This is a genomic window from Paludibacterium flexuosum, from assembly GCF_037076605.1.
Taxonomy (GTDB): domain Bacteria; phylum Pseudomonadota; class Gammaproteobacteria; order Burkholderiales; family Chromobacteriaceae; genus Paludibacterium.
The window spans coordinates 855,139-877,085 of record NZ_AP029060.1 but is presented as its reverse complement, the minus strand read 5'-3'; the positions used below and the strand labels follow the sequence as shown (position 1 = coordinate 877,085).

The 21,947-nt window shown below is 59.4% G+C and carries 20 protein-coding genes; 11 read left to right on the top strand and 9 right to left on the bottom strand.

Annotated elements, in window-relative coordinates; translation table 11 throughout:
* The first annotated feature begins 16 nt into the window (after window positions 1-16).
* From nirB to narI, 6 genes are all read left to right on the top strand, one after another.
* Window positions 17-2,551 (top strand): nitrite reductase large subunit NirB, encoded by a 2,535-nt coding sequence (nirB, locus tag AACH39_RS04250; RefSeq protein WP_338620976.1) that lies wholly within the window; start codon window positions 17-19, stop codon window positions 2,549-2,551.
* 2 nt (window positions 2,552-2,553) lie between these two features.
* Window positions 2,554-2,886 carry a nitrite reductase small subunit NirD gene (gene nirD / locus AACH39_RS04245; RefSeq protein WP_215782275.1) on the top strand — a complete coding sequence of 111 codons (333 nt, stop codon included), beginning with the start codon at window positions 2,554-2,556 and terminating at the stop codon, window positions 2,884-2,886.
* Between the two features lie 106 nt (window positions 2,887-2,992).
* Entirely contained in the window at window positions 2,993-6,679 is a 3,687-nt protein-coding gene (locus AACH39_RS04240) for a nitrate reductase subunit alpha (protein ID WP_338620975.1), read from the top strand.
* 8 nt (window positions 6,680-6,687) lie between these two features.
* Window positions 6,688-8,235, top strand: coding sequence for a nitrate reductase subunit beta (narH, locus tag AACH39_RS04235; protein ID WP_338620974.1), 1,548 nt, complete (start codon window positions 6,688-6,690; stop codon window positions 8,233-8,235).
* An 11-nt stretch (window positions 8,236-8,246) separates the two neighbouring features.
* Window positions 8,247-8,900 (top strand): nitrate reductase molybdenum cofactor assembly chaperone, encoded by a 654-nt coding sequence (gene narJ / locus AACH39_RS04230; RefSeq protein WP_215782278.1) that lies wholly within the window; start codon window positions 8,247-8,249, stop codon window positions 8,898-8,900.
* A 2-nt stretch (window positions 8,901-8,902) separates the two neighbouring features.
* Complete coding sequence (gene narI, locus AACH39_RS04225; protein ID WP_338620973.1) at window positions 8,903-9,586, top strand: respiratory nitrate reductase subunit gamma; 684 nt, start codon at window positions 8,903-8,905, stop codon at window positions 9,584-9,586.
* Here narI and AACH39_RS04220 read toward each other — a convergent pair.
* On the bottom strand, window positions 9,583-9,951 hold the full coding sequence (locus tag AACH39_RS04220; protein ID WP_338620972.1) for a tautomerase family protein: 369 nt from the start codon (window positions 9,949-9,951) through the stop codon (window positions 9,583-9,585). The two genes, narI and AACH39_RS04220, sit on opposite strands and share 4 nt — an antisense overlap.
* 9 nt (window positions 9,952-9,960) lie before the next feature.
* Window positions 9,961-10,278, bottom strand: coding sequence for a carboxymuconolactone decarboxylase family protein (locus AACH39_RS04215; protein WP_215782281.1), 318 nt, complete (start codon window positions 10,276-10,278; stop codon window positions 9,961-9,963).
* Between the two features lie 105 nt (window positions 10,279-10,383).
* Here AACH39_RS04215 and AACH39_RS04210 point away from each other — a divergent pair, with 105 nt between their 5' ends.
* Window positions 10,384-11,277 carry a LysR substrate-binding domain-containing protein gene (locus AACH39_RS04210; RefSeq protein ID WP_215782282.1) on the top strand — a complete coding sequence of 298 codons (894 nt, stop codon included), beginning with the start codon at window positions 10,384-10,386 and terminating at the stop codon, window positions 11,275-11,277.
* Between the two features lie 34 nt (window positions 11,278-11,311).
* On the opposite strand, the gene AACH39_RS04205 is transcribed toward AACH39_RS04210, so the two are convergent.
* Entirely contained in the window at window positions 11,312-11,608 is a 297-nt protein-coding gene (locus AACH39_RS04205) for a hypothetical protein (protein WP_215782283.1), read from the bottom strand.
* A gap of 901 nt (window positions 11,609-12,509) precedes the next feature.
* Between AACH39_RS04205 and AACH39_RS04200 the strand changes: the two genes are divergently transcribed.
* Window positions 12,510-13,781 (top strand): Rid family detoxifying hydrolase, encoded by a 1,272-nt coding sequence (locus AACH39_RS04200; RefSeq protein ID WP_215782284.1) that lies wholly within the window; start codon window positions 12,510-12,512, stop codon window positions 13,779-13,781.
* Between the two features lie 378 nt (window positions 13,782-14,159).
* A complete protein-coding gene (locus AACH39_RS04195; protein ID WP_338620970.1) occupies window positions 14,160-15,209 on the top strand; it encodes a 3-deoxy-7-phosphoheptulonate synthase in 1,050 nt (349 codons plus the stop codon).
* Window positions 15,210-15,222: 13 nt separating this feature from the next.
* On the opposite strand, the gene AACH39_RS04190 is transcribed toward AACH39_RS04195, so the two are convergent.
* A complete protein-coding gene (locus tag AACH39_RS04190; protein ID WP_338620969.1) occupies window positions 15,223-16,758 on the bottom strand; it encodes a diguanylate cyclase in 1,536 nt (511 codons plus the stop codon).
* 255 nt (window positions 16,759-17,013) lie between these two features.
* Between AACH39_RS04190 and AACH39_RS04185 the strand changes: the two genes are divergently transcribed.
* A complete protein-coding gene (locus AACH39_RS04185) occupies window positions 17,014-17,667 on the top strand; it encodes a hypothetical protein (protein WP_338620968.1) in 654 nt (217 codons plus the stop codon).
* Window positions 17,668-17,723: 56 nt separating this feature from the next.
* Here the strand turns inward: AACH39_RS04185 and AACH39_RS04180 are convergent, their stop codons facing one another.
* Window positions 17,724-17,975, bottom strand: coding sequence for a hypothetical protein (locus AACH39_RS04180; protein WP_215782290.1), 252 nt, complete (start codon window positions 17,973-17,975; stop codon window positions 17,724-17,726).
* Between the two features lie 304 nt (window positions 17,976-18,279).
* Here AACH39_RS04180 and AACH39_RS04175 point away from each other — a divergent pair, with 304 nt between their 5' ends.
* Complete coding sequence (locus tag AACH39_RS04175) at window positions 18,280-18,996, top strand: hypothetical protein (protein WP_338620967.1); 717 nt, start codon at window positions 18,280-18,282, stop codon at window positions 18,994-18,996.
* Window positions 18,997-19,074: 78 nt separating this feature from the next.
* Here the strand turns inward: AACH39_RS04175 and AACH39_RS04170 are convergent, their stop codons facing one another.
* The 4 genes from AACH39_RS04170 to ycaO all read right to left on the bottom strand — a co-directional run bounded on the left by AACH39_RS04170 (window position 19,075) and on the right by ycaO (window position 21,938).
* Entirely contained in the window at window positions 19,075-19,404 is a 330-nt protein-coding gene (locus AACH39_RS04170) for a hypothetical protein (protein ID WP_215782292.1), read from the bottom strand.
* Between the two features lie 90 nt (window positions 19,405-19,494).
* Window positions 19,495-19,689, bottom strand: a complete 195-nt coding sequence (locus AACH39_RS04165; protein WP_215782293.1) for a hypothetical protein — start codon at window positions 19,687-19,689, stop codon at window positions 19,495-19,497.
* Window positions 19,690-19,863: 174 nt separating this feature from the next.
* On the bottom strand, window positions 19,864-20,115 hold the full coding sequence (locus AACH39_RS04160; RefSeq protein WP_215782294.1) for a hypothetical protein: 252 nt from the start codon (window positions 20,113-20,115) through the stop codon (window positions 19,864-19,866).
* Between the two features lie 113 nt (window positions 20,116-20,228).
* Window positions 20,229-21,938 carry a 30S ribosomal protein S12 methylthiotransferase accessory factor YcaO gene (ycaO, locus tag AACH39_RS04155; RefSeq protein ID WP_338620966.1) on the bottom strand — a complete coding sequence of 570 codons (1,710 nt, stop codon included), beginning with the start codon at window positions 21,936-21,938 and terminating at the stop codon, window positions 20,229-20,231.
* Window positions 21,939-21,947 lie beyond the last annotated feature (9 nt).

Sequence of the window (21,947 nt, the reverse complement as noted above, 5' to 3'; positions counted from 1 at the left end):
CGGAATCGGGGTCAAAATGTCTGCATTGCATGTAGTGGTGGTCGGAAACGGGATGGTCGGGCAGCGCTTTCTGGAAGAGTTGGTCGATAAGCGCTGGCCGGGTGAGTTCAAAATCACCGTATTGGGGGCCGAACCGAGAGCGGCCTATGACCGGGTTCACCTGTCCTCGTATTTTGCGCACCACACGGATGAAGATCTGGCCTTGGCCAAACCGGATTTCTACCAGAAGCATGGCATCAGGCTTTGCCTGGGCGAAGCAGTCCGACGGATTGATCGGGCCGGCCAGTTTGTGGAAACCAACCTCGGGCAACACATCCCTTACGACAAGTTGATTCTGGCAACCGGTTCCTATCCCTGGGTACCGCCGATTGAAGGTGCAGGGCAGGCGGATTGTTTCGTTTATCGCACCATTGATGATCTTCAGGCGATCGAGCGTCGTGCACGGCAGGCACGACGCGGCGTGGTCATCGGCGGTGGGCTGCTCGGCCTGGAGGCTGCAGGAGCCCTCAAAGCGCTGGGACTGGAAACCCATGTGGTCGAATTTGCGCCGGTACTGATGGCTGAACAGCTGGATCGACGCGGTGGCGAGGTCCTGCGCGACAAGATTGTCCAGATGGGGGTCCACGTGCACACCGGGAAAAATACCCGTGAGATCGTGCGCAAAGGGACGGGGCTGAGCCTGCTGTTTGCCGGTGATGACTCGCTGGATACGGATCTGGTGGTGTTCTCTACCGGGATTCGCCCGCAGGACACGCTGGCCCGATACGGAGATCTGGCGGTTGCCGAGCGCGGCGGGATTGTGGTGAACGATCATTGCCAGACCGATGACCCGGCCATCTACGCGATTGGTGAGTGTGCCTCCTGGCAAGGTCAGTACTTCGGACTGGTCGCGCCGGGCTATCGCATGGCCCAGGTGGTGGCGGATCATCTGATGGGGGTCGAGAGCCAGTTTGCCGGCGCCGACATGAGCGCCAAACTTAAACTGCTCGGGGTGTCTGTGGGGAGTATCGGTGATGCTCACGGTCGCACGCCCGGCGCAAGAAGTTATGTTTATCAGGACGACCATCACGGCATTTACAAGAAACTGGTGGTGTCTGCCAATGGGCAGCACTTGCTGGGGGCGGTGCTGGTCGGTGATGTGGATGACTATGGTGAATTGCTGCAGCTGAAACAGAATGCCATCACGTTGCCCGAGCATCCGGATGTGCTGATTTTGCCCGCCTGGGCGGGCAAGAAGGATATGGGGGGCGCCCTGGCCCTCCCTGCTTCGGCGGTGATCTGCTCCTGCTTTGATGTCAGCAAGGCCCGCATTGCCGCGGCGGTTGCGGACGGCTGCCGCAGCGTCGAGGACATCAAGAAGCAGACCCGGGCCGGTACCGGTTGTGGCGGCTGTGTGCCGCTGATCCATCAAGTCTTGCAGGCGGAGTTGGCGACGCTTGGCATCCAGTCCAGTCGTCAGCTGTGCGAGCACTTTCCTCATTCGAGGCAGGATCTCTTTCATCTCATCAAGGCTCATCACGTTCGTCACTGGGCCGAAGCACTAAGCCGCTTCGGTCAGGGGTATGGTTGCGAAATCTGCAAACCTGCCGTGGCTTCGATTTTGGCGGGGGTTTGGAATGATCCTGTCCTACGTGCCGATCTGGCCCCTTTGCAGGACACGAATGACGCCTGGCTGGGCAATCTGCAGAAAGATGGTTCCTACTCGGTGATTCCGCGCATGCCGGGTGGCGAGGTCACGCCGGCTCAGTTGGCAGCGCTGGCCGTCGTGGCGGAGCGTTACCAGTTGTATACCAAGGTCACCGGAGCACAGCGTATTGGTTTGTTTGGTGCCAGGAAAGGCGATTTACCGGCGATTTGGGCGGTACTGATTGCCGCCGGATTCGAAAGCGGTCAGGCCTATGCAAAATCGCTGCGGATGGTCAAAACCTGTGTCGGCAGTACCTGGTGTCGTTTCGGTGTGCAGGACAGCGTTGGCCTGGGCGTGATGCTGGAACATCGCTACAAGGGCTTGCGTACCCCGCACAAACTGAAATTTGGGGTGTCTGGCTGTACGCGTGAGTGCGCCGAGGCGCAGGGCAAGGACGTCGGGGTGATTGCGACGGATCGCGGCTGGAATCTCTATGTCGGCGGCAATGGCGGGATGAAGCCGCGTCATGCTGAATTGCTGGCTGCAGACCTCGATCAGGCGACACTGATCCGCTATATCGACCGCTTCGTCATGTGGTATGTACAAAACGCTGACAAGCTGCAGCGTACCGCCAGCTGGATCGAGAGCCTGGATCATGGCATCGAGGATGTGAGGCGGGTGGTGGTGGCGGATGCGCTGGGCCTGGGCGAGCGGCTGGAGGCGGAACTGGCGGCGCTGCGAGCCGCCTATGCCTGCGAGTGGCAGCGAACCCTGCAGGACCCGGGTAGCGTCAGACGCTTTGCCGATTTTATTAATAGCGATCAGGCCGATCCGATGCTGCAGTATGTCGCTGTTCGCGATCAGCATCGTCCTGCGACGCCTGACGAACGGCGGATCATCCCGCTGGTTCCTGTGGAGTCATGAGCATGTCGTGGATCAATATCTGTCCTTTATCGATGATCTTGCCGGGTACCGGGGTGTGTGCTCTGGTGGGCAATCAACAGGTGGCCATTTTTCGTCCGGATGATTCAGCCGTCTTGTATGCGCTGGATAATCTGGATCCGTTCTCCGGCGCGAATGTGCTGTCAAGGGGGCTGATCGTCGAGCACGATCATTTGCTTTGGGTGGCGAGTCCTCTGAAAAAACAGCATTTTTGTCTGCAGGATGGGCGATGCATGGAGGACAGCGTTCGGTCTGTCCGTGCCTGGCCAGTCAAGGTCGAGCAGGACTGTGTCTGGCTGCCTGTACGAAATGACTAGGTGAACTAGTTCTTCTCGCCACCGCCTGCCATGCCAATGGCGAATGGGTGACCTCCCGGCAGGCGCGTAGGCTCATAACGTACACCATTGTTGCCGTGGAGACGTCATGAGTCATTTTCTGGATCGCCTGAAGTTCCTGACCCGAACCAGCAAGCCCTTTGCCGATGGCCATGGCGCTGTCGTACAAGAAGATCGTCAGTGGGAGAACGCCTATCGCAGTCGCTGGCAGCAGGATAAGGTCGTGCGCTCCACGCATGGCGTGAATTGCACCGGTTCCTGTAGCTGGCGGGTGTTTGTCAAAAACGGTCTGATTACCTGGGAACTGCAGCAGACCGATTATCCGCGCACCCGTCCCGATTTGCCCAATCATGAGCCGCGTGGCTGCCCGCGCGGTGCCTCCTACTCCTGGTATGTCTACTCAGCCCAGCGCGTGAAGTATCCGATGGTGCGGGCCGAACTGATGGCTCTGTGGCGCGAAGCGCGCCAGACGATGGCTCCGGTCGATGCCTGGGCCGCCATCACGAATGATCCGGAAAAGGCTCTCCGCTACAAGCAGGCACGTGGTCTGGGCGGCTTTGTGCGTGCAGACTGGGATACGGCCACCGAGATCATTGTGGCCGCCAATGCGCATACCATTCAGGCGTACGGGCCTGACCGCATTATCGGCTTTTCGCCGATTCCAGCCATGTCCATGGTGTCCTATGCCGCCGGCAGCCGCTATTTGAGCCTGATTGGCGGCGTCTGTATGTCCTTCTATGACTGGTATTGTGATTTGCCACCGGCTTCGCCGCAGGTCTGGGGTGAACAAACTGACGTACCCGAGTCGGCTGACTGGTACAACTCGACCTATTTAATGGTCTGGGGTTCCAATGTTCCGATGACCCGGACCCCTGACGCGCATTTCTATACCGAAGTCCGTTACAAGGGCACCAAGACAGTGGCGGTCTCCAGCGATTTTGGCGAAATGGCCAAGTTCGGTGATATCTGGCTGGCCCCAAAGCAGGGTACCGATGCGGCCCTGGCCCTGGCGATGGGGCATGTGGTGCTCAACGAATTTCACAAGACCGGGAAGAGCGACTATTTCCGCCAATATGGCAAGCAGTACACCGACTTCCCCATGCTGGTGACCTTGCGCGAGAGCGAGCAGGGCCTGGTAGCGGATCACTATCTGCGTGCTTCACAACTCAGCGACCATGCCGAGGTGAATAACCCTGACTGGAAGACCCTGCTGATTGACGGTCACAGCGGCGATCTGGTCGTACCGAACGGAACGATTGGTCTGCGCTGGGGAGAGCAGGGTGCGCAGGTCGGCAAATGGAATTTGTCGCTGCATGCCACCGATGGCCGGGAGATCGATCCGCTGCTGTCTCTGAAGGATCAGCATGACCACATTGTGCCGGTGAGCTTTCCGTATTTCGGGGCAGATCAGGATGCCGTGCTGGCGCGCCATGTTCCCGTCAGGCAGCTGACCCTCGGCAATGGCAAGACGGTGTATGTGGCCACTGTCTATGACCTGATGCTGGCCAATTATGGCGTGGATAACGGACTGGGCGGGCCGAATGTGGCTGCTGATTACCAGGATGATGTGGCCTACACCCCTGCCTGGCAGGAAAAGCATACCGGTGTGGCTGCCCTTGATGTGATCACCGTGGCCAGAGAGTTTGCCGACAATGCTCATCGAACCCAGGGCAAGAGCATGGTCATCGTCGGTGCCGCGCTGAATCACTGGTATCACATGGACATGACCTATCGCGCCATCATCAATCTGCTGATGATGTGCGGCTGTATCGGCCAAAGTGGCGGGGGCTGGGCTCACTACGTCGGGCAGGAAAAGCTGAGGCCTCAGCAGGGTTGGGCGCCGCTGGCGTTCGCCACCGACTGGCAGCGTCCGCCGCGCCAGATGAATTCCACCAGTTTCTTCTATGCGCATACCAGTCAGTGGCGTCATGAGAAGCTGGGCGTGGACGAAATTCTCAGCCCGACAGCCAGTCAGCGCTATGCCGGTTTGAGTCTGATCGACTTCAATGCCAGGGCCGAGCGCATGGGCTGGTTGCCTTCTGCACCGCAACTTGAGACTAACCCGCTGCAACTGACCCGCGATGCGGCAAAGGCCGGAAAGGACCCGGTGGCCTATACCGTGGAAGGTTTGCAGAACAGCAGTTTGCGCATGTCATGCGAAGACCCGGACAATCCGAAAAACTTCCCGCGCAATATGTTTGTCTGGCGCTCGAATATCCTCGGATCGAGCGGCAAGGGGCATGAATACTTCCTCAAGTATTTGCTGGGTACGCAGAATGCCTTGTTTGACGATGAAAGCCAGGGCATCAAGCCGACAGAAGTTCAGGTGCGCGAAGCCGCCGAGGGCAAGCTGGATCTGCTGACGGTACTGGATTTTCGTATGAGCACCACCTGTCTGTATGCCGACATTGTTCTGCCGACGGCAACCTGGTACGAAAAGGATGACCTGAATACCTCAGACATGCATCCATTCATCCACCCTTTGTCCGAAGCCGTCCAACCACTGTGGCAGTCCAAAACAGACTGGGAAATCTACAAGCTTCTGGCTGAGCGTCTGTCTGAAATCGGCGGGCCGGTTCTGGGGGTTCAGCAAGATCTGGTTATGACACCGCTGATGCACGATACCCCCGGTGAACTGGGGCAGCCGTTCGAACCGAAGGACTGGAAGAAGGGCGAGTGCGATCTGATTCCGGGTAAGACTGCGCCGCAGATGACGGTGATCGAGCGGGACTATCGCCTGATTGGCGAGAAGTTTGTCAGTGTTGGCCCGCTGCTGAGCAAGGTCGGCAATGGCGGCAAGGGGATTGCCTGGTCCACGGCCAGTGAGGTGAAGGAACTGGGGCAACTCAACGGGCTGGCTGCCAATGGTCAGCCGCGTATTGAAACAGCGATTGACGCCGCGGAAGTGGTGCTGACGCTGGCGCCCGAGACCAATGGTCATGTGGCGGTCAAGGCCTGGGCGGCACTGTCGAAAATCACCGGGCGTGATCACACGCATCTGGCCCTGGGGCGTGAACACGACAAAATTCGCTTCCGTGATATCCAGGCACAGCCGCGCAAAATCATTTCCAGCCCGACGTGGTCAGGACTGGAGAGCGAAGAGGTCAGTTACAACGCTGGCTATACCAATGTGCACGAGCTGATTCCCTGGCGCACCCTGACCGGCCGTCAGCAGTTTTATCAGGATCACCGATGGATGCTGGATTTTGGTGAGGGGTTGACGGTCTACAAGCCGCCGGTGGACCTGAAGACCACCGCCAGCATGCTGGGGCGCCATGCCAATGGTCAGCCGGAGATTGTGCTGAATTTCATTACGCCGCATCAGAAGTGGGGCATTCACTCGACCTATTCCGACAATCTGCGCCTGTTGACGCTTAGCCGCGGTGGACCGCATGTGTGGCTGTCCGAAGTCGATGCCGCCAAGGCCGGTATTGTCGACAACGACTGGATTGAGGTGTTCAACGTCAATGGCACGCTGACCGCCCGGGCAGTCGTCAGCCAGCGGGTGCCCGAAGGGATGACCCTGATGTACCACGCACAGGAAAAGATTGTGAATGTGCCGGGGGCGGAGACCAGTGGCAAGCGCGGCGGGATTCATAACTCGGTGACGCGTACTGTGACCAAACCGACGCACATGGTCGGTGGCTATGCTCAGCAGGCTTATGGCTTCAATTACTACGGTACGGTCGGCAGTAATCGGGACGAGTTCGTCATTGTGCGCAAGATGCAGCGGGTGGATTGGCTGGATCAGGCAGATGAACAAGGGAAGGTGTGAGGAAAATCATGAAGATTCGTGCACAAGTAGCCATGGTGTTGAACCTCGACAAATGCATTGGTTGTCATACCTGTTCCGTCACCTGCAAGAACGTCTGGACCAGCCGCGATGGTGTCGAATATGCCTGGTTCAATAATGTCGAGACCAAGCCAGGCACCGGTTACCCGACCGAGTGGGAGAATCAGGAAAAATGGCAGGGAGGCTGGCGTCTGCGCGCGGATGGGCAGCTGGAGCCGCGGCAGGGCAGCCGGATGAAAATTCTGGCCAATATCTTTGCCAACCCCAACCTGCCTGAGGTGGATGACTATTACGAGCCCTTCACCTACGACTATGATCATCTGCAGTCGGCGGGCCGCATGCAGACGCCGCCGACAGCACGGCCAGTCTCGATTCTGACTCGTCAAAAGATGGACAAAATCACTTCAGGACCGAACTGGGAGGACGACCTGGGCGGAGAGTTTGCCAAGCGCAGCCGGGACCAGTTGTTCAAGGATATCGAGAAAGAGGCATATGCCGAATTTGAAAACACCTTCATGATGTATCTGCCGCGCTTGTGCGAGCACTGTTTGAATCCGTCCTGCGTGGCATCCTGCCCGTCCGGTTCGGTGTACAAGCGTGAGGATGACGGCATTGTGCTGGTCGATCAGGACAAGTGCCGCGGCTGGCGCATGTGCATTTCGGGCTGCCCGTACAAGAAGATGTATTTCAACTGGGAGTCCGGCAAGGCGGAGAAATGCACCTTCTGCTATCCACGGCTGGAGGCTGGGCAACCCACCGTGTGCTCCGAATCCTGTGTTGGTCGTATTCGTTATCTTGGTGTCATGCTATATGACGCCGACAAGATCGCCGCTGCGGCCTCGATGCGCGATGAGCAGGATCTGTATCAAAGTCAGCTGGAAATCTTCCTCGATCCGCACGATCCCGAGGTGCAGGCAGAAGCTCGCCGCCAGGGCATCGCGGAAAGCTGGCTGGCGGCGGCAAGGCAGTCGCCGGTTTACAAGATGGCAGTGACCTGGAAAGTCGCTTTCCCGCTGCATCCTGAATACCGGACCTTGCCGATGGTGTGGTACATCCCGCCGCTCTCGCCGATCCAGAAGGCGGTTCAAAGCGGGGTGCTGGGCAAGCAGGGCATATTGCCGGATGTTAGCGAGATGCGTATTCCCCTGCGCTATCTGGCCAACCTGCTGACGGCTGGCAAGGAGGAGCCCGTGCGGCAGGCGCTGGAGCGGATGTTGGCGATGCGTGCTTTTATGCGCGGCCGCCATGTCGATCAGCAGGATGATGTCGCCGTACTCGATCAGGTCGGCCTGACGCTGGCCGAGGTTGAGGATATGTACCGCATTATGGCGATTGCCAATTACGAAGACCGCTTTGTGATCCCGTCCAGCCACAAGGAGATGGTCGAGGATAGCTTCAACGATAAGGGAAGCTGCGGTTTCAGCTTTGGAAATGGCTGTTCTGGTGGCGTATCGGATGGCACTTTGTTCGGCAAGAAAAAGCAGGGCTCGGTGTTTTTTGCTTCCATGCCCAAGTCGCGTAAGCGCGCTGCGGAATAAGGGAGGCCAAGATGCGAGTATTTGCGCTGATTTCAGTCTTGCTGCAATACCCCGAACCTGCCTTGCAGGCGGCGAGTGCCGAACTGTATCAGGCACTGGATGCGTTGCCCGCCGAGCAGCAGGGGCGGCTGCGGCCGCTGCTGGATTATCTGATGTCGCAGCCCTTGCTCGAACTGCAGGCTGATTATGTGGCGATGTTCGACCGGCAGCGCTCGCTCAGTCTGCATTTGTTCGAGCATGTCTATGGCGAAAGCCGCGATCGTGGTGGCGCGATGGTCAGCCTGATGGCGGCCTATGCCGAGCATGGGTTGGCCATGCAGGCTGATGAACTGCCGGATTATCTGCCCTTGTTTCTGGAGTGTCTCGGCCAGATCGAACCGGACGCTGCCCTGTGCATGCTGGGCGATGCTGTCCATGTGATTGAGCTGCTGGCCGGGCGTCTGCTGGCGCGCCAAAGTCCGTATGCTGGGGCGATGTCAGCGCTGGTGTCGCTCAGCCCTGTGGCGCCGTTGCCGATCAGTGAACCGCCGGTACGAGACATGGACGAGGCCATGGAACGGTTTGGCCCGGCTCCGGATGGCATCGAGCCGCTGCTGACCCCCGCCCCCGCCATGTCTGTTGAGCCCGTCCGTTTTTATCCGCGCCCGGCGCGGCAAGGAGCCTGATCATGTCTTACTTCCATCAATTTCTGTTTGGCATCTACCCTTATCTGGCTCTGGTGGTGTTTTTGTTGGGCAGCCTGGTGCGGTTCGAGCGCGAACAATATACCTGGCGGGCGGAGTCGACCCAGTTCTTGCATCGCGGCAATCTGCGCCTGGGGTCCAATCTGTTCCACATCGGCATCATCGGCGTGTTCCTGGGGCATCTGGGGGGGCTGTTGACGCCGCTTGCCGTCTGGGAGTGGCTGGGCGTCCCCCTGACCGCCAAGCAGCTGCTGGCCATGATGGCCGGCGGCACGCTGGGCGGTGTGGGGCTGATTGGCCTGGTGTTGCTGTTGTTGCGTCGTCTGGCTCATCGACGCCTGGCGGTTCAGACGCCGCTGCGCGACAAGGTGCTGCTGCTATGGTTGTTGCTGACACTGTGCCTGGGGCTGGCTACCATTCCGGAGTCTGCCGGTCATCTGGATGGTCAGACCATGTTGCGCTTCATGCTCTGGGCGCAACATATTCTAACCTTCCGTGGCGATGCCGCGCAGTTGGTGGCAGATGCGCCCATGGTGTTTCGTCTGCATATTTTCTGCGGTCTGACCTTTTTTATGCTGTTTCCATTTACTCGCATGGTGCATACCTGGAGCGGATTCGCCAGTGTGGGTTATCTGACGCGTGCCTGGCAGCTGGTCCGCCCGCGCTAACGTCCGCCGCCAAACGACCAGTCCTCCAGCCCGGTGGTGGTGATGACGACCATGATGTCTTCCACCGCAATGCCCGGGCTGGCCGCCAGACGTTCGGCCAGCCTGGCGTAGAAGGCTTTTTTGCACTCAGCGCTGCGCGGCCGGCCGGCTGTCAACTGGATCAGTAGGAAGTTGTCGCTGCGCGGACCGCCCAGGTAGTGGCGGTCGTATACCAGTTCGCCGGGTTGGCATGGCTGGAATATCTGGAAACAATCTCCTGGCGGGACCTCGAAACTTTCTTCCAGTGCCTGCTGCAGGCTGGTGGAAATGGCGTTTAGCCAGTGTGCCGGCTTGCCGGCGTTCAGGGCGATGCGTGCATAGGGCATGGATGGGTCTCACTTTGCTTCTGGAAGGGTTGCCAGGATATCGATCGCGGAGACCGCCGCCGGCCAGCCGGCATAAAACGCCAGATGGGTCATCAGTTCACCCAGTTCGCTGCGACTGACGCCGTGGTCGAGGGCTTTTTGCAGGTGGAACGGCAGTTGCTGTGGTCGGTAGAGCGCCAGCAGGGCGGAGACCGTAGCGATGCTACGTTCGCGCGGACTGAGTCCGGCGCGCTGCCAGATGTCGTCAAACAGCAGGCTTTGGCTCAGTTCGGCCAGTTTCGGCGCCAGTCGGCCCAGATTGTCGAGGCTGGAGGGGGTGGTCTGCATGATGGATTCCGTGGCAGGTTTTGACAGGGTTCAGCTTAGCGACCGATAATTGTTTTGAAAATTGAGATTTTTTAAACAAATCGTCCTTTTATTTGGAATGGTAGCATGGGCCGAGTCAGTCTGGATCTGGAGGTGTTGCGCAGCTTTGTGGCGGGTGTCGAGCTGGGCAGCTTTGCGCAGGCAGCAGAGCGAGTCAGTCGCTCCACGTCGGCTGTCAGTGCGCAATTGAAGAAGCTGGAAGAGCAGGCGGGGCAGCCGCTGTTGCGCAAGGCTGGCCGTGGCCTGGTGCTCACACCGGCGGGTGAGGTGATGCTTGCCTATGCGCGGCGGCTGCTGGCTTTGAATGACGAGGCGGTACAGGCGGTGCAGGGGAGTGGGGTGCAGGGGGGCTGGCTGCGTTTCGGGATGCAGGAAGATTTTGCCGAGACGCTGCTGCCGACGATTCTGGGGCGGTTTTCCCGTGCGCATCCGCAGTTTGGCCTGGACGTGAAGGTGGCGCGTAACCAGCCTTTGCTGGATGGTTTGACGCGCGGGGAGCTGGATCTGGCCCTGGTCTGGGATGGTGGTGAGTCCTGGCCGCACCGACAGGCAATGGGGACGCTGCCATTGCACTGGATCGACAGCCGGGAAAGTCCCTGTGCGTGGCCGGGCGCTGCGCCCGTGCCGCTGGTGTTGTTCGAGGCGCCCTGCCTGATACGTGCCGCGGCCTGTACGGCGCTGGAGCAGGCTGGTCATGCCTGGCGCCAGGCGTTTAGCAGTGGCAGTCTGAGTAGTCTCTGGGCGGCAGTGGCTGCCGGGCTGGGGGTGACAGTGCGCACCCCTGCGGGCTTGCCGGAGACGCTGATGATCCGTCACGATCTGCCGCCCTTGCCGGCGATTCGTTGTCTGCTTTGCCGCGCCGAGGACGTCCCGTCTCCCGGGGTCGGCCGTCTGGCTGACACCGTCACCCGGGCCTTGCAGGATTATCTGCGGCCCTTGCCGGGCGTGGCGCTGGCGTAGGGCCGGCCCGTCTGGCGCACGCCCGGCCCCGGGTTTACTGCCCGGAGAAGATCAGCTTGATCTTGGTGCCGACATCGGCCGGGTCGAATTGCAACAGTGCCTTGTTCTTGCCCAGTTTGAGCACTTTGACGTTGCCGCCGATCGGTTGCACCGAGGTGACGACGCACGGGAAGGTGGCCGGGAAGACGATTTCCTTTTCGATGCTGGTCACGGTGATCTGGATGGTCTGAACCAGCAGGCCGCTGGAGTACAAGGTATATCCATTGTGCTCGCCGCCACCCTGGTTGAGGATTTGCCTGGCTTTGGCCACTTCTTGGACTGAATCGCTCATCTTGTTTCCCGGTGCAGTGTGAGTGTGTGTGAGACCATTGTATCCAACTGTCACGTTTGTCGGAATAAAAGCATTCGCAAGGCGTATCACCGTAGGGCGCACAACCGTAGGACGCACAACCGTAGGGCGCACAACCGTAGGACGCACAACCGTAGGACGCACAACCGTAGGGCGCACTCTTCAAGTGCGCCATCCCATCCCATCCCCCCACACCCCTGTCGTATCGCTGGTCGCAAGCCCCTCCGTCAACGCGCGCTTCAGGCGCAATCCGGCGACAAATCTCCCGGTCGCCTCAGTCACACTTCATGATTTTTGCCCTGCGTCTGGTGCTGGAAAATGACCATCGTGCATCTTGGGGCGTGGCGTGTCAGGCGGGGGTATTTGTTCGGGTGGATGAGGGCATGAATTGAGTGGTCGTTCGCCGATTGGCCGGTGTTTGCGAAGGTGGAAAGGTGTTTTTCGGGTGGAATGTTCTTTGTGGCGCTGATTTTTTCATTACTCAATCTAAATATAAATCCGGAAATGCATTAAAAGTAAAATCAGTGCACTATTTTGAGAGGATATAAAAATGATGTGCGAATAAAGCGTTGGCGGATTTGAGCGGGGAGGGGGATTTAAATGAGCTGAATGGATTTTGATGAGATGCCGCAGCTTATTTGATTTGTGTGGCATTGCATCTCCGTATGCCGATGTATTGTCGCCAAAGCTACAAATACCGGCGTTCCCTTATATTGACCGTCTATTGGGCTTAACGTAGCCTCCACTCCTGCATTTACTGACATGCATCAACGCTGGTTCATGACCCTTTCCCCGGTCAAAAAACCGGGGCGGCCGATAAAAATAGTGGGGCTCGTGCAAGCCACGTAGCCCGCTGAATTCGAACTAATAAGTGAGTCTATTTATGAGTGGCTACAACGCAGTCCTGGCACGTAATACGGAAAACGCACACAAGGCAATCGGTCCTTATTCCCAGACCGTCGCTTTTTCGCATTACAACCATCTGGCGGCTCAACTGCCGATCGATCCGAAAACCGGCGCTTTTGTTGCTGGCGGTGTGAAAGAGCAGGCCGAGCAGTGCTTCAAGAATATCAAGGCCATCGTGGAAAGCATCGATCATTCGATGACTGATATCGTGCGCATCACGATTTTCCTCAAGAATATTGCTGACATCGATGCCGTTCACGCTGTTCACAAGTCTTTCTTCCAGAGCTATGTCCCGGCACTGACCACCGTGGCCGTGGCCGCACTGCCGATGAATGCACTGGTGCAAGTGGAAGCGCTGGTGTCCAATGGCGTGGGCACCATCCCGAATGCACCGCAAGCCGGCGACCTGATCAAGATCGCCAAGAATGTGGAAACCGCGCCGATCAGCGCGCTGTCGACGCAAACCGTGGCTTTCTCGCACTACAACAACCTGTCGGCACAGCTGCCGATCGACGTGAAGACCGGCAAGCTGGTGGCCGGTGGCGTCAAGGAGCAGGCTGCTCAGTGTCTGAAGAACGTCAAGGCGATTCTGGAAGGGATCGATGTGCCGTTTGACGATATCGTCAAGGTCAACATCTTCCTGAAGAATCTGTCGGATATCGACGCCGTCAACGAGGTGTACACCACCTTCTTCCCGGATTCGGCCATCGCCCGTGCCGTGGCTTACTTCCCGGCTCGTACCGTGGTTGCCGCTGCCGCGCTGCCGATGGATGCTCTGGTGCAAATCGAAGTCGTGGTTTCGCATGGCGACGGCACCCCGCCGCAAGCCGTTGAAGACCGTCACGGCATCGTGATCAAGGCCAACAATACCGACAATGCACCGAAGAGCCCGCTGCACACGCAAACCGTGGCCTTCTCGCATTACAACAACCTGTCGGCACAGCTGCCGATCGATGCCAAGACCGGCAAGCTCGTGGCTGGTGGTGTCAAGGAGCAGGTTGCTCAGTGCCTGAAGAACGTCAAGGCGATTGTCGAGAGCATCAACCACAGCATGGCTGACGTGGTGAAGGTGAATGTGTTCCTGAAGCAGATCGACGATATGGCTGCAGTGGACGAAGTGTATGGCGAGTTCTTCCCGGGTGGGGTACCGGCTCGTCGCACGGTGGGTGTTTCGGCACTGCCGCACGATGCCCTGGTGCAAATCGACGTCGTGGTTTCGAACGCCGAAGGCACGCCGCCGGCGCAGTAAGCGGGTCATGATGCGCTGACATGGCGCAGAGAAAAGGGAGCTGAGGTCAGCTCCCTTTTTTATTTGTTTCCGGCCGTGCCGGTGAAGGGCACGATCTTGCCTGGCTGAGTGCGTCAGTCTGGTTGTTGACGGCTGGGGAGGCGAAGGTGGTGCTGGTCAGCAGCAGTGTGGAGAGAAACAAGGGTGCAGAGCGAAACATGTTCAAGCTTCCTCTTGGTCAGTCGGCGGGTTGCCGACGGCTGCAGGGTAGGACGATGGGCGCTTGCGGTCTTGATGCGACTCTCGCTCAGAGATGAGTAAGCGTGTGCCGTAAGAAAGGATCATGGTCGCAGGGGGACTTCTGGTACACTGTACTGAAATAATTTCCCTAATATTCTTATGCTGCGAACAGAAAACCTCAATATTGAATCGTTCGATGCCATGCCGACACCGGACGATATTCACCAACGCTTGCCGCTCAGTGATGAGCTGGCCGCCCGGGTACTGGCCGGCCGTCAGACGCTGCAGGCCATTCTTGACCGGCAGGATGCGCGCAAGTTTGTCATTGTCGGGCCGTGCTCGATTCACGATCCGGTGGCGGGTCTTGACTATGCTCGCCGTTTGCGTGAGCTGGCGGATGAGTTGTCGGATGTGTTGTACCTGGTGATGCGCGTGTATTTCGAGAAGCCGCGCACGACAACCGGCTGGAAGGGGTTCATCAACGATCCGCATATGGATGACTCGTTCAAGATCGATGAAGGGGTGTTCCGGGCGCGTGAGTTTCTGCTGGAGATCAGCCGCCTCGGGCTGGCGACGGCCACCGAGGCGCTGGATCCGATTGCGCCGCAGTATATCGGGGATCTGATTGCCTGGACGGCGATCGGCGCCCGCACCTCCGAGTCGCAGACGCATCGCGAGATGTCCTCCGGGCTGTCGACGCCGGTCGGCTTCAAGAATGGTACGGATGGTTCGGTGGCCACGGCGGTGAATGCCATCATGTCGGCCTCGTATCCGCACAGCTTCCTCGGTATCAACGGTCAGGGGCGCTCGGCAATTATCCGCACGCGCGGTAATCGCTATGGTCATCTGGTGATGCGCGGCGGTGGCGGGCGGCCGAACTATGACAGCGTCAGTGTTTCCATGGCGGAGGCGGCGCTGCAAAAGGCCGGCCTGCCCAGCAATATTGTCATCGACTGTTCGCATGCCAACTGTGGCAAGCAGGCGTCGCTGCAGCCGCTGGTGGTGAAGGATGTGTTGCGGCAGATCGAACACGGCAATCAAAGCATTGTCGGTCTGATGCTGGAGAGCTTCATCGAGGCAGGTAACCAGCCGCTGACGGATGATCTGTCGTCCTTGCGCTATGGTTGTTCGGTCACGGATCCCTGTCTGGATTGGGAGACCACGGCGGCAACGCTGCGTGAGGCGGCGGCGGTATTGCGCCGGCGCTAGACCGCTTTTCTGCTCATTCGCTCAGGACGCGATTGCGTCCCTGAGTCTTGGCCTGGTACAGCGCCTGGTCTGCGCGTTGCATCAGGCTGGCGGTGCTGTCGCCCGGGCGCACCAGGCTGACGCCTGCGCTGAAGGTGATGTGCAGGGCGCCGGCGCTGCTGTCGAAGGTGTGGGCGCCGAGTGCCTGGCGGATCCGCTCCATGGCGCTCACGGCCTGTGGAATCGATGTCTCCGGTAAGAGCAGGCCAAACTCCTCCCCGCCGATGCGGGCGACCAGATCGCCCGGCCGGATCTGTGTTTGCAGCAGGCTGGCGACCTTGATCAGCACTTCGTCACCGATGGCATGTCCATGCTGGTCGTTGATGGCCTTGAAGTGATCGATATCCAGATACACCATGCAGAAAGTCTGGCCATCTCCGGCATATCGCCGCAGCCATTGCGCCAGTACATCCATAAAATGTCGCCGGTTATACAGCGAGGTCAGCGGGTCGGTCTGCGACAGGCGCTCCAGGGTGGATTTGGCCGATTCCAGCTGCGCGGCGTGGCGATCCAGGGCCGTGACATGTTCGATCTTGTCGACCAGTTCGGATTCCAGTCGTTGCTGGCGCTGGCGCAGTTTGCCCAGCAGTTGGTTGATCCAGCCGATCGCCGCAACTTCGGTCAGGATGAAGATGGTGACCGCCAGGATGATGCGCTGTCTTTCGTCGGCGATCGGTTCTTCTACCGCCTGTCTGGGGGTCGATACCGACAGGATCAGCGGATGGTTGGGGTCGTGCATGAAGCTGGTAAAGGTCTCGCCTTCGGTGTCTTCTAGGTTGCTGATCTGGCCTGCGCTTTGTTGACTGGCGGCTTGCATCAGCAGGCTGTTCTTGATGTTTTTGCCTATCAGGCCGGGTGAGGCCGGCCAGTGTGCCAGTACGGTGCCATCGGTTCCCGTGAGCTGTATGGCCATGTCGGGGCCGGGGCCGGTCAGGCCGAGGGCGTTGGTCATGCTGTTCATGTCAAAGGCGACGTAGACAATGTCGATGCCGTGACTCTGGTGTTGCAGGAGGCGGCCGGCAATGACGTTCCATTGCCGGGTCTCGCTGTTGAATACCGGGTTGCTGAACGACACGCTGCCTACTGGTTTTTTTCTCAGCCACTGGAAGAATGCTGTCGGTGGCCCCGGGTGCAGGGGGCCGTTGATTTTTTCGCGCGGGAAGGTGATCTGGTTTTGCCGGTCCAGCACGCGCAGCGTGATCATGCCGTTGGTTTCATCATGGAATTGTCTGGCCATGGACTGGATCAGCGGATCGGTGCGCGGGTCGTGGTCAGGGTGGTGTGCCATGATGCTGTCGGCCAGACCAAGTGCCAGTTTGACCTCGCGGGCCAGCTGGTTGACCTGCTGACTGGTTTTTTGCAGGATGCGCTGCTGATCGATGGCGTTGTCTTGTTCGCTGAAGGTGCGGAACTGATGGACCCATACCCAGCCGGCCAAAATGGCCGCGACCGCCAGGGTGATGGCCAGGAGGTGCAGCAGGCGTTCCGTCAGATGGCGTTTTGCGGCCATGGCAACCTTTGCGGCGGCGTAGTGATTCTGATCTTAACTTTAGTCTGATGAGGCCTTGCACGAAAAGACATTTCTGAGTCTTTCTGTCGTCCTTACCCACAGATATTGTGGATAAGGCTGTGGGAAAGTGCAGCAAGTGCTTGTCGCATCGTTGTGCGGATATGACGATCAAAAAATGCGCATTAAGCGCTGCGTCATTGATATACAGTATAAATTGTTTATACTGTTATGCACGTTCATGCACAAGGGTCCGCCATGAAAGATACCAAAGCTGTTGTCGCTGTTGCCAAACCTGTTGCCGCCAAGCCTGTTGCCGCCAAGCCTGCTGCCGCCAAGCCTGCCGTTGCCAAGCCTGCTGCCGCCAAGCCTGCCGTTGCCAAGCCTGCTGCCGCCAAGCCTGCTGCCGCCAAGCCTGCTGTTGCCAAGCCTGCCGTAGCCAAGCCTGCCGTTGCCAAGCCTGCCGTAGCCAAGCCTGCCGTTGCCAAGCCTGCCGTAGCCAAGCCTGCCGTTGCCAAGCCTGTTGTTGCCAAGCCTGCTGTTGCCAAGCCTGCTGTTGCCAAGCCTGCTGCCGCCAAGCCTGTTGCTGCCAAACCCGCTGTAGCCCAGCCAGTGAGCGCTCCGCAGGTGGTGGCTGCCAAGGTCGTGGCGCCGTTTGAGGACGCCGCTCGCGGCAAGAAGAAAGCCGGCGGCAAGAAGGCAAAGCTGGTGCGAGACAGCTTTACCATGCCGGAAGGCGAGTACCAGCAGATTCCGCAGTTGAAGCAGCGTGTCTTGTCGCTGGGTCAGGAAGTGAAGAAAAGCGAGTTGCTGCGTGCCGGGCTGGCAGCGTTGACGGCCTTGTCGGATGCGCAGCTGCTGCAGGCTTTGTCGCGGCTGGAAAAAATCAAGACGGGTCGTCCGGCCAAGTAGTCGGTGTCGGCCATGCCGGTGGCGGGCAGTGCCGCAAGGTGCTGCCCGTTTGTCTTTCAGACGGGGGTGTTGCCGGGGTTCATCAGGGACTTGAGGAGCTGGTCGGTGGCGGCCTGGGCGACGATCTCTTTGCTGCTGTGATCATAGAGCACCGAGCCGATGGCGATCATGCTGAACAGCTCTTCTTCACTCAGTTTGGGGGCGATCTGTGCCAGGGTGACTGCGTAGAGGGCAGGGATGGCGGCCCATTTGATTTGCTGGCCGGTTTTGGCCTGGATCATGAAGCTGAGGATCTGAGAGGCGTTCATGGCGTACTCGGGAAATCAGTCTGGCTAGACTATCATAATTTTGCCGATCAGTCGGCAGCATTGTGGCCGCCACGAAGCGATCGTCCTGAGGCAATATGTCGCAGCCAGACCGCCCGGCTTTGCTCTATGCTGTCCTCAGTAGGGGCCTCCCTGCGCCAAGGTTGTGACCCGTGAGCGTTCGCGGGTTTTTTTTTTGCCTGTCCAATTAGTTTAATGTCTTGCCGGTATCCTTTATCCGTTTGGAATATACTGACGCGATGTGATGATCCTCGGCGTCTGATGACAATTGGAATAGGGGCTTGATATGAAGTGCAGTATGTTTGCCGTGTCGCTGGGGGCGGTGCTGGCACTGAGCTCGGCGGTGGCTGTGGCGGAGGATGTGCCGTCCGGAGACGGGTTTGATTATTATCTGTTGTCCACGCAGTGGGTGCCGGGCTGGTGCCAGGCGGGGAGTGCGGGCAAGAGCAGTGCCACGCTGGATCAGGCCCAGGCCTGCCGGGCCGATGTGTCGCCCCTGATGTTCCATGGCTTGTGGCCTGAACGCATGGATGGCAGTTATCCGCATGATTGCCATGTCGTCCCGCCGCTCGATCCGCAACGTCTGACGTTTGCCAATCCGTTCAAGCCCTATCTGGCCAATGCGGTCGAGTTTGTCGATCACGAATGGGGCAAGCATGCGACCTGTACGCCGTTCTATCAGCCGGGGTCGGAGCAGCGCGATCCTGCCGGTTACTATCGCAAGGTGAATCAGTATTTTGGTGATGCGCTGGCGCGCTTCCGGCAGATTAAGGTGCCGCAGCTGGATACGGTCAGTGATATCGTGGCCATCAAGCAGAAGTTTGCCGAGCTGAATCCGCAGTATCCGGCGGCCAGTCAGTTTGCGACCTGCGATAAGGATGCGCAGCAGAATAAATATCTGAGTGGTGTCTGGCTGTGTGTCGACAAGGGGCTCAATGCCATGGCTTGTCCGGCCGGGTTGACCCGCTACGAGAATTGCCAGGGTGCGGTGATGACGCGCTGACCTGGCCGCGGTGGCGCAGTTCAGTGCGCACATGAAAAACGGCAGCCTGGGCTGCCGTTTTGTTTGTTGTGGGATGTGTCAGGACGTTCGCTCCAGGCCGAGAAAGCGCAGGCGTTCGTAGCCGGCGTCCGTCAGGACCAGGAAGCGGGCATTGTGGGTTTCGATCCAGCCCTTTTCGAACAGTGAGCTCATGGCTTGTTCCATGTGCTGAACCTGCGGGCTCAGGCGGCGCAGGCGCGGCGAGAACATGACGGCGCCGACCGGCTGCCAGGCTTTGGCGTTTTGCTGGGCAAAGATTTCGAACAGAAAGTGCTCGGCGGCGGCCAGTTCTTCCGGTGACAAAGTGGGCAGGGGTTCGGGGTCGGGACCGAAAATCCTGTCCGAAAGGCGTTTCAACAGAGCGCGCATGGGCTGCTATCCAGGGGGTAGTTCAGTATCGTCTCACTATGGCACAAAGCGCCTGCGGACGGTTTGATGCATCTCAGCCGGGGCCGCAACTCAGAACTGCAGTTTCTTGCAGGACGGGCAGCGAAACATCTGGCCGGCAATGGTGGTTTCGCCGCGCAGGCCACGGTGCGAGCAGTGGCTGCAGGTGCGCTGTTCGGCATCCAGGTGTTGCTGTCGCGGATCTTTTTTGCCCCACGAGGCCGGGGTGATCAGTCTTCTCTGGACGCTGCTGCGTTGGGTGCTCATGTTGTCTCCGATTGCCTGAGCCAGGAGGTCGACCGGCAGGTGGTCGGTCGGCGTGGCGGGAAGTGCGTCAAGTTAGCAGGGGCAGGCGGAATTGACAACGGGATATTGCGAATAAAATCGATTATTTTTAATGACAAATAAAAAGCCCGCCATGTCGGGCATGGCGGGCCGTATTCAGGCCTTCTGATGTTGCAGCAAGCCGATCTGGAGCAGGAAGGCTTCCGCCTGGCGGTAGGTCTCCATGTCCAGGTCTTCCAGAATCGTATGGGCCAGGCTCAGGTAGATGGCCTGGCGTTCAGCACTGCTTTTGCCGGCATAGTGGCTGGTCAGTTTGTCCATGGCCGTTCTGGCCAGGGCCAGGTCCTGCTGCAGCGTGGCTTTGCGGACTGTAGCCGGAAACTCGAGCAGCCAGCGTTCCATTTGCATGTTGCGGCCCTCCTCTTGTTGCGGTCGTGCGCCATCCATTCGTCATGGATCTGGATTCACTATAGCGCAAAGAGGCAGGGCCGGGTTCGTCACGCGCTCCCGGCCAGCGATTTTTACGGCCAGAGTTTGCGGTATTCGTTCAGCAAGCTCTGGTGCAGGCGGCTGTGTTCCACGTTGGCGCCCAGTTCCTGCAGGCCGAAGAAGCGGGTCTCGCCGTTCAGCAGTTGTTTCGCCTGCGCCACAGTGTCGTGGCCGTACAGCAGGGTCAGGCTGTGTTCGGCATCGCCCTGCAGGTCGAGCAGCGCCGCCAGGGCGCGGTAAACCTTGTGACGGGCCGGCGTCATGTGGCCGAGGTGGCGGATCCAGTCGCAGCCTTCGCGGATGCCGTCTTCGTCGCCCAGCGCCAGGGCCAGCAGGGTTTTCAGCTCGCCGACGCGCAGTTCCTTCCAGGGGCTGTCGGCATCGGCGGCCACGCCGATCAGCGCCGGCACGGGGCGCAGGTCGTCCAGGCCATGCTCTTCCAGCAGCTCGAGCAGTGTCCGGCATTCGTCATTGTCGAGCGACGGCAGGCGCAGCAGGTAGGGGCGCAGCTGGTTGCCGACGCTGTTGTTTTCCCATTCCAGCTCTTCCAGCGGGTAGATCTCGGACATGCCCGGCACCAGGATGCGGCAGGCGTAGACACCGAGATGCTCGAAATCGGCGACGTAGATGTCGAAGCCGGCCTGCTGGATGCAGTTGCAGATCCAGGCATAGTCGTCGGCGGTGGTCTGGCTGAAGTTCCAGTCGCAGAAGGTGAAGTCCGGCGTGTCACTGAAATAGCGCCAGGCGATCACGCCGCTGGAATCGACAAAGTGGATTTCCAGGTTTTGCGGGTCGGCGACTTCGTCCATGTCGAAGCCCGGCTCGGGGAAGCCGTCCAGTTGTGCCAGGGCACGTCCTTGCAGCAGTTCGGTCAGCGCCCGCTCCAGGGCGATCTCGAAGCGCGGGTGGGCGCCGAAGCTGGCGAAGACGCCCTGGTCGCGCGGGTTGAGCATGGTGACGCACATGACCGGGAATTCGCCGCCCAGCGAGGCATCCTTGACCAGGATGCCAAAGCCGGCATCACGCAGCCCCTGAATGCCGGCCGCGATCTTCGGGTAGCGGTCGATGACGGCCTGCGGCACGTCCGGCAGGCACAGGCCTTCGCGCAGGACCTTGAATTTGACATGGCGTTCGAGAATTTCCGACAGCGCCTGGGTGCGGGCTTCCGGCGCGGTGTTGCCGGCGGCCATGCCGTTGCTGACATACAGGTTGCCGATGATGTTGATCGGGAACCAGGTGGTTTCACCATCGCGCAGGCGCACATAGGGCAGGGTGCAGATGCCGCGCTCGTGGTTGCCGGAGTTCAGCTCCACCAGTGCGGAGGCCGGAATGCTGCCTTCCGGGTTGTACAGCGCCTGCAGGGTCTCGTTGAGCAACCCCTGCGGCCAGGTATCGCCGTCGTCGAGGGCAAACCAGCGTTCCTGCGGGAAGAAGACATGTGGCCGGTTGGCGATCTCCCTGCCCAGGTAGTAGTGCGACCAGAAGTAATTGTTGCTGACGCGCTCGAAGAACTCGCCCAGGGCGCTGGCTCGGGCGGCCAGTTCGCTGGCGCCCTTGCCGTTGACGTAGATCAGCGGGCAGTGCTTGTTGGCCAGATGCACCGACCAGACGTTTTCTACCGAGTTGAGCCAGAGTTGCTCTTCCACCTCCAGCCCGAGCGCTGCCAGCTGGCCTTGCAGGCGCGCGATCGTGGTTTCGAGTGCGGCGTCCTTGCCCGGGATGAAGTGTTCGCTTTGTGACATGTCAGGTTC

Bases quoted from the DNA above. Each gene is read 5' to 3' on its own strand.
- nirB (WP_338620976.1), top strand. From the start codon at position 17: ATGTCTGCATTGCATGTAGTGGTGGTCGGAAACGGGATGGTCGGGCAG.
- nirD (WP_215782275.1), top strand. From the start codon at position 2,554: ATGTCGTGGATCAATATCTGTCCTTTATCGATGATCTTGCCGGGTACC.
- AACH39_RS04240 (WP_338620975.1), top strand. From the start codon at position 2,993: ATGAGTCATTTTCTGGATCGCCTGAAGTTCCTGACCCGAACCAGCAAG.
- narH (WP_338620974.1), top strand. From the start codon at position 6,688: ATGAAGATTCGTGCACAAGTAGCCATGGTGTTGAACCTCGACAAATGC.
- narJ (WP_215782278.1), top strand. From the start codon at position 8,247: ATGCGAGTATTTGCGCTGATTTCAGTCTTGCTGCAATACCCCGAACCT.
- narI (WP_338620973.1), top strand. From the start codon at position 8,903: ATGTCTTACTTCCATCAATTTCTGTTTGGCATCTACCCTTATCTGGCT.
- AACH39_RS04220 (WP_338620972.1), bottom strand. From the start codon at position 9,951: ATGCCCTATGCACGCATCGCCCTGAACGCCGGCAAGCCGGCACACTGG.
- AACH39_RS04215 (WP_215782281.1), bottom strand. From the start codon at position 10,278: ATGCAGACCACCCCCTCCAGCCTCGACAATCTGGGCCGACTGGCGCCG.
- AACH39_RS04210 (WP_215782282.1), top strand. From the start codon at position 10,384: ATGGGCCGAGTCAGTCTGGATCTGGAGGTGTTGCGCAGCTTTGTGGCG.
- AACH39_RS04205 (WP_215782283.1), bottom strand. From the start codon at position 11,608: ATGAGCGATTCAGTCCAAGAAGTGGCCAAAGCCAGGCAAATCCTCAAC.
- AACH39_RS04200 (WP_215782284.1), top strand. From the start codon at position 12,510: ATGAGTGGCTACAACGCAGTCCTGGCACGTAATACGGAAAACGCACAC.
- AACH39_RS04195 (WP_338620970.1), top strand. From the start codon at position 14,160: ATGCTGCGAACAGAAAACCTCAATATTGAATCGTTCGATGCCATGCCG.
- AACH39_RS04190 (WP_338620969.1), bottom strand. From the start codon at position 16,758: ATGGCCGCAAAACGCCATCTGACGGAACGCCTGCTGCACCTCCTGGCC.
- AACH39_RS04185 (WP_338620968.1), top strand. From the start codon at position 17,014: ATGAAAGATACCAAAGCTGTTGTCGCTGTTGCCAAACCTGTTGCCGCC.
- AACH39_RS04180 (WP_215782290.1), bottom strand. From the start codon at position 17,975: ATGAACGCCTCTCAGATCCTCAGCTTCATGATCCAGGCCAAAACCGGC.
- AACH39_RS04175 (WP_338620967.1), top strand. From the start codon at position 18,280: ATGAAGTGCAGTATGTTTGCCGTGTCGCTGGGGGCGGTGCTGGCACTG.
- AACH39_RS04170 (WP_215782292.1), bottom strand. From the start codon at position 19,404: ATGCGCGCTCTGTTGAAACGCCTTTCGGACAGGATTTTCGGTCCCGAC.
- AACH39_RS04165 (WP_215782293.1), bottom strand. From the start codon at position 19,689: ATGAGCACCCAACGCAGCAGCGTCCAGAGAAGACTGATCACCCCGGCC.
- AACH39_RS04160 (WP_215782294.1), bottom strand. From the start codon at position 20,115: ATGCAAATGGAACGCTGGCTGCTCGAGTTTCCGGCTACAGTCCGCAAA.
- ycaO (WP_338620966.1), bottom strand. From the start codon at position 21,938: ATGTCACAAAGCGAACACTTCATCCCGGGCAAGGACGCCGCACTCGAA.